The organism is Pseudomonas sp. FW215-R2 (assembly GCF_058789255.1).
In genome coordinates this window covers 105,728-111,993 of the sequence record NZ_JBYTBO010000008.1, presented here as the reverse complement: position 1 = coordinate 111,993, position 6,266 = coordinate 105,728, and the positions used below count along the sequence as shown (strand labels likewise).

Below are 6,266 nucleotides of genomic sequence, written 5' to 3'. Positions count from 1 at the left end.
GACTGCTCCATCCCGCGTCTGTGTGTCGGCATTCTACAGAGGAACGCCGGGGTGTCAACCTTCAATCCGGATAAAATCTGTTCTGGTTCAATTGGTTAGCGACTTTTTGGTAGGGCTGATGGGGCCGCGAGTCAGGCAGGGCAAGGGTTTCAGCTCTATTGGTGGGTTGATTTCGATTGAGAAAATAAATTCAAGGGAAGTTTCCTACCGCTGGAAAAGAAGCTTCATACCACTGGTGCTATATACAGGTGTCAGTGAGATACTGCCGATCCGGCTTGCCACGTTTCCTTTTCTGCCATGACTCAGCGAAAAATCATCCACGTCGACTGTGACTGTTTCTACGCCGCCATCGAGATGCGGGACGATCCGCGTCTGGCCGGCAAGCCGTTGGCGGTCGGTGGTTCGGCGGACCGACGCGGGGTGATCGCCACCTGTAACTATGAGGCGAGGGCTTACGGCGTTCGTTCGGCGATGTCTTCCGGGCATGCCTTGAAACTGTGCCCGGACCTGACCATCGTCAAGCCGCGGATGGATGCCTATCGCGAGGCGTCGAAGGAAATTCATACGATCTTTCGCGATTACACCGACCTGATCGAGCCGCTGTCGCTGGACGAGGCCTACCTGGATGTCTCGGACAGCGCGCATTTCGGTGGCAGCGCCACGCGAATCGCCCAGGACATTCGGCGCCGGGTTTCCAATCAATTGCACATCACGGTCTCGGCCGGCGTCGCGCCGAACAAGTTTCTGGCCAAGATCGCCAGTGACTGGAAAAAACCCAACGGCCTGTTTGTCATCACCCCGGACCAGGTCGAAGACTTCGTCAGCGGTCTGCCGGTGAGCAAGTTGCACGGTGTCGGCAAAGTCACCGCCGACAAGCTGGGCAAGCTCGGTATCAACGACTGTCTGCAATTGCGCGAGTGGGACAAGCTGGCGCTGGTGCGTGAATTCGGCAGTTTTGGCGAGCGGATGTGGAGCCTGGCGCGTGGGATAGATGACCGTCAGGTGCATAACGACAGTCGTCGTCAGTCGATCAGCGTCGAAAACACCTACGACGTGGACCTGCCGGATCTGCGCAGTTGCCTGGACAAGCTCCCTGAACTGCTGGAAACCCTGAAAACCCGTATGGCGCGGATCGACAGCAGTTACCGGCCGGGCAAGCCGTTCGTCAAAGTGAAGTTTCACGATTTCACCCAGACCACACTGGAACAGGCGGGGGCAGGGCGGGATCTGGGCAGTTACCAATTGATGCTGACGCAGGCATTCAATCGCGGTGGAAAACCGGTGCGGCTGCTTGGGGTGGGCGTGCGGCTGGAGGATTTGCGCGGCGGTTTTGAACAAATGGAGTTGTTTGAGCGGTAGCGCGCATAAAAAAGCCCGAAACAGGTTCGGGCTCCTTTAAAGCGGCTTTCAGTTCGGACCTGGATCCGCCACCAGTCGCCCGGCATCCTTGGTCAGAGACTTGAGAAACTCAGCCTGCAACTCGGGATCGTTACGCGTCAGTTCGATCAGGCTTTGCTCCAGCTCACTGGCTTCTTCTTCAAGACCCAGTTCCGACAGACGCTTGACCCGGTGAACCCACTGGCTCACTTCGTCGTCTTCCAGATCGTCGTAAATCAGCCCGTGTGCTTCCAGCAATTTGCCGCGCAGGTGACTGCTGATCGTCAGGGACGAGTCGGAATGCACGTCATCCTTGGCATCTTCGACGCTGATCTGCAGTTTGCCCACATGATTCAGATCGTTCTCGGCGAACGGACTGTCCAGCAGGTTCAGGCGCAACACACCGTTACGGTCGGTGGTCATGTCGAAGGTCTGCTTGCCGGCCTTGACCTGTACCGGGCGCTCGCTCCACGGCAGGCTCGAATACTCCATGCGCTTGTCGCGCTGGACTTCATCGATACCGGCCAGGTTCTGCTGTGCACGACCATGGGACTGCACGTTCATGAACGGATTGAGCCCGGCGAATCCGTAGCTCAGCCAGTCCTTGGTCACGCTGTCCGGCAGGGTGCCGAGGGCGAACACGTTGACCACATTCGCGCCGACACCGGCCACCACCGCCACTGCACCCAGCGGAATCTCGTAGATTTCGCGCCAGGGTTGGTAAGGCGTGTAGCGGTCATAACGACGGGTGACTTCGAACTCGGTGACTTCGAAGGTTTTCTGCTCGTTGATCTTCACGCGTCGTTGCGGCAGCTCAAGCACCTTAGGCTCACCGACATCGATCTGCAGGCTGTGATCGAGCAGCTTTCGCTCGACCCGCTCTTCGTGCTCGCTGCGCTGTGACATGTGATTGGCACAGCCGCTGACCAGCAGGGCGCCACACAAGGTGGCGCCTCCGAGGCCTAAGGTGTTTCGCTTGAACATGAGGTCTCTATCTGGTTTCAGCGGCGGATACGGGCCTGAAGGAAGGACAGCACGTCGGCAACCGGCAGCGCTTGCGCCTGGCCTTCGGTACGGCTCTTGTATTCCAGGTTGCCTTCGGCGAGACCGCGGTCGCTGACCACGATCCGGTGTGGAATGCCGATCAGCTCCATGTCCGCGAACTTGATGCCCGGGCTGGTCTTCTTGTCGCGATCGTCCAGCAGCACTTCGAAGCCGGCCGCGGTCAGTTCCGCGTACAGCTTGTCGGTGGCTTCGCGCACCTGCTCGGTTTCATAGCGCAGCGGTACCAGGGCGATCTGGAACGGCGCCAAGGTGTCGCTCCAGATGATGCCGTTTTCGTCGTTGTTCTGCTCGATGGCCGCCGCCACCACGCGGGACACGCCAATGCCGTAGCAACCCATTTCCAGGGTCACAGGCTTGCCGTTCTCGCCCAGCACTTCGCACTTCATCGCCTTGCTGTACTTGTTGCCCAGCTGGAAGATGTGCCCGACTTCGATGCCGCGCGCGATGTCCAGAGTGCCCTTGCCGTCCGGGCTCGGGTCGCCGGCCACGACGTTGCGCAGGTCGGCCACGGTCGGAACCGGCAGGTCACGCTCCCAGTTCACGCCGAAGTAGTGCTTGTCGTCGATGTTGGCACCGATGCCGAAGTCGCTCATCAGCTCGACCGAACGGTCGATGATGATTGGCAGCGGCAGGTTCAGCGGGCCGAGAGAACCGGCGCCGGCACCGATGGCGTCACGCAGTTCAGCGTCGGACGCCATGACCAGCGGGCTGGCGACGCCTGGTTGCTGGGCAGCCTTGATTTCGTTGAGTTCGTGGTCGCCACGGATCACCAGAGCGATCAGCTTGCCTTCTTCTTCGGCGTGCACGATCAGGGTCTTGATGGTCTTTTCAATCGGCAGATTGAATTTCTCCACCAGGGCCGCGATGGTCTTGGTGTCCGGGGTATCGACCAGACGCAGTTCTTCGGCCGGCGCCGCGCGGGAAGTTTCACGCGGTACGGCTTCGGCTTTCTCGATGTTCGCGGCGTAGTCGGAGCCGTTGCTGAAGGCGATATCGTCTTCACCGGACTCGGCCAGTACGTGGAATTCGTGGGAACCGGCACCACCGATGGAGCCGTTGTCGGCTTCAACCGGACGGAATTTCAGGCCAAGGCGTGTGAACACGTTGCAGTACGCTTCGTGCATGCGGTCATAAGTGACCTGCAGCGACGCCTGGTCGGCGTGGAACGAGTACGCGTCCTTCATGATGAATTCACGGCCGCGCATCAAACCGAAGCGTGGGCGGATTTCGTCACGGAACTTGGTCTGGATCTGGTACAGGTTGATTGGCAGCTGCTTGTAGCTGCTCAACTCATTGCGCATCAGATCGGTGATCACTTCTTCGTGGGTCGGGCCCGCGCAGAAATCGCGACCGTGACGGTCTTTGAAACGCAGCAGCTCAGGGCCGTATTCTTCCCAGCGACCCGATTCCTGCCACAGCTCGGCCGGTTGGGTGCTCGGCATCAACACTTCCAGAGAGCCGGCGGCGTTCATCTCTTCGCGAACGATGGCTTCTACCTTGCGCATAACCCGCAAGCCCATCGGCAGCCAGGTGTACAGGCCCGAGGCGAGTTTGCGGATCATGCCGGCGCGCAGCATCAGCTGATGGCTGATCACGACCGCGTCGGAAGGCGTTTCTTTCTGTGTGGCGAGCAAAAATTGACTGGTGCGCATGGTTGGCCGTTGTCGGTTGCTATGACTGGAAATGACGGAGCAGTGTACCGGCGAGAGCTGCCGACGTACAGAAGTGCAGGCCCGGCGGGAACCCTCCCGCCGGGTGCGAGATGTCTTACGATTCTTCGGCGACCGGCGTCGGCACGGGTTCCGGTGTCGGCGTCGGGCCTTCGCGGCGGCTCTCCTGGAACCAGTGCAAGGCGATCAGCACGAGCGTCGGGACACCCAGTAGTGCGGTGATCATGAAGAAGTTGTGATAGCCGAACTTCTCCACCATCACCCCGGAGTAGCCGCCGATGAGGCGAGGCAGCAACAGCATGATCGAGCTGAGCAGGGCGTACTGGGTGGCGGAGAATTTCAGGTTGGTCAGGCTGGACAGGTAAGCGACGAACGCCGACGTGGCCATGCCCGAACTGAAGTTGTCGAGGGAGATGGTCACGATCAGCATCTTCAGGTTCGGGCCCATGTCGGCCAGCATCACGAACAACAGGTTGGTGCCTGCCGACGCCGCGCCGCCAATGAACAGGATCGGCAGGATGCCGAAGCGCACGATCAAAAGTCCGCCCATACCTGCGCCGACCAGCGTCATGATCAGGCCGAAGATCTTGCTGACGCTGGCGATCTGGTCCTTGGTGAAACCCTGATCGATATAGAACACGTTGGCCATGACGCCCATGACCGTATCCGACATCCGATAGGTGGCGATCAAGCCCAGCAACAGCAGCGCCTGCCAGCGGTAGCGCAGGATGAAGTCGTTGACCGGGGTCAGCACCGGCGCCAGGCCACGGCGACCCATGGTCGAAAGGCACAGGCCGGTCAGCAGGGTATAGAGGATGGCGCGCAGGAAGGCCCGATCTTCCAGCAGCAGGTCCAGCGGGCTCATGGTGCCGAACAGCACGCTGGCGAAATCGGTGTTGTAGAGCTGGGTGAACATGGCCGGTACGGAGACCAGCAGGACGATCAGCACGAACACCGACATCAGTTGATGCATGAAGGTATAGCGCCCGGCCTGCAACTGGGTGCGCAACGGCACTGGCGGCTCGCGCATCAGCAGTGTGGTGAGCAGGGCAGGGACCATCAATGCGCCGAACAGCACGTAGGTGCCGGTCCAGGCGGAATGCTGATAGTTGAACCCGGTGGAGCCGAAGCCCTCAGCGAAGAACAGGGCGCCGGCGGTCGCGAGCAGGGCAGCGACCCGATAGCCGGACATATAACTGGCGGCCAGTGCGGCCTGGCGGTTGTCTTCGGCGATTTCCAGGCGATAGGCGTCGACGGCAATGTCCTGGGTGGCGGAGGCGAAGGCGACGATCACGGCGATGGCGATCAGCCAGGACAGATGTTTCTGCGGGTCGCAGAAGCCCATGCCGATCAAGCCGAGGATCACCAGCGATTGCGAAAGCACCAGCCACGAACGGCGTCGACCCAGCTTGCCGAGCAACGGCAGGCGCCATTGATCGAGCAGTGGTGACCAGACCCATTTGAAGGCATAAGCCAGACCGATCAGACTGGCATAGCCGATCGTCTCGCGGGCTACACCGGCTTCACGCAGCCAGACCGAAAGTGTCGAGAACACCAGCATGTACGGCAGGCCGGCGGCGAAACCCAGCAACAACAGCACGAGCGTCGAAGGACTGGCATAGGCGGCGAGCGCGGCGCGCCAGGTTTTACGGGGCATGGGCTGAAGTCTGCCTCAAGATTGCGAAAACAAAGCGCGCACTCTAACCGCTGTGCTCTACCGGACGCCAGCCATGACGCCGAATATCCACACGATTGTTCAGGATGGTAACGCCTTCCATACGCAATCGTGCCCGCTGCTCATCTCCGGAAGGGCTGCCCACCGGCAGGCTGATCCGACCGCCGGCACCGAGTACCCGGTGCCAGGGCAGCTTCGTGTCGCCGGGTAATTGGCTCAGGGTGCGGCCGACCCAGCGGGCGGCGCGCCCCAACCCGGCGAGTTCAGCCAACTGACCATAGCTGACGACCTTGCCCTCAGGTACTTGGGCAAGGGTCGAGTAGAGTGCCGTGCGTCGGATTTGCGGATCGTTTTCGCAGGCTTGTATCGGGTCTGTCACGTGCGCCGTTCCTGAACAGGGTCGATTCATGGATTAAAGGTTAATCCGTGATCGGGCAATTGAGAAATGAACTCAACAGAAATAGCCGAGTCATTCCTTG

6 protein-coding genes and 1 tRNA gene (1 of these 7 cut by a window edge) are annotated in these 6,266 nt (G+C 60.3%); 2 read left to right on the top strand and 5 right to left on the bottom strand.

Going from position 1 to position 6,266, the window contains the following annotated elements; all coding sequences use genetic code 11:
- Positions 1–17 (bottom strand) — tRNA-Met (locus AC3WRD_RS13315); it reaches 160 nt to the left of the window's first position.
- Here AC3WRD_RS13315 and AC3WRD_RS13310 point away from each other — a divergent pair.
- Together AC3WRD_RS13310 and dinB are read left to right on the top strand one after the other, a co-directional pair.
- On the top strand, positions 1–301 hold a 301-nt coding region (locus AC3WRD_RS13310; RefSeq protein WP_492604505.1), incomplete at its 5' end, for a hypothetical protein. The two genes, AC3WRD_RS13315 and AC3WRD_RS13310, sit on opposite strands and share 17 nt — an antisense overlap.
- Complete coding sequence (gene dinB, locus AC3WRD_RS13305; protein WP_096819554.1) at positions 298–1,359, top strand: DNA polymerase IV; 1,062 nt, start codon at positions 298–300, stop codon at positions 1,357–1,359. The genes AC3WRD_RS13310 and dinB, both read left to right, overlap by 4 nt.
- 48 nt (positions 1,360–1,407) lie before the next feature.
- On the opposite strand, the gene AC3WRD_RS13300 is transcribed toward dinB, so the two are convergent.
- From AC3WRD_RS13300 to AC3WRD_RS13285, 4 genes are all read right to left on the bottom strand, one after another.
- Positions 1,408–2,361 (bottom strand): hypothetical protein, encoded by a 954-nt coding sequence (locus AC3WRD_RS13300; protein WP_096819553.1) that lies wholly within the window; start codon positions 2,359–2,361, stop codon positions 1,408–1,410.
- Between the two features lie 17 nt (positions 2,362–2,378).
- The gene (locus AC3WRD_RS13295; RefSeq protein ID WP_102621515.1) at positions 2,379–4,094 is read right to left on the bottom strand and encodes a proline--tRNA ligase; all 1,716 of its coding nucleotides are present in this window, start codon (positions 4,092–4,094) and stop codon (positions 2,379–2,381) included.
- 115 nt (positions 4,095–4,209) lie between these two features.
- On the bottom strand, positions 4,210–5,769 hold the full coding sequence (locus tag AC3WRD_RS13290) for an AmpG family muropeptide MFS transporter (RefSeq protein ID WP_096819551.1): 1,560 nt from the start codon (positions 5,767–5,769) through the stop codon (positions 4,210–4,212).
- Positions 5,770–5,812: 43 nt separating this feature from the next.
- Positions 5,813–6,196, bottom strand: a complete 384-nt coding sequence (locus tag AC3WRD_RS13285) for an MGMT family protein (RefSeq protein ID WP_170929612.1) — start codon at positions 6,194–6,196, stop codon at positions 5,813–5,815.
- Positions 6,197–6,266 lie beyond the last annotated feature (70 nt).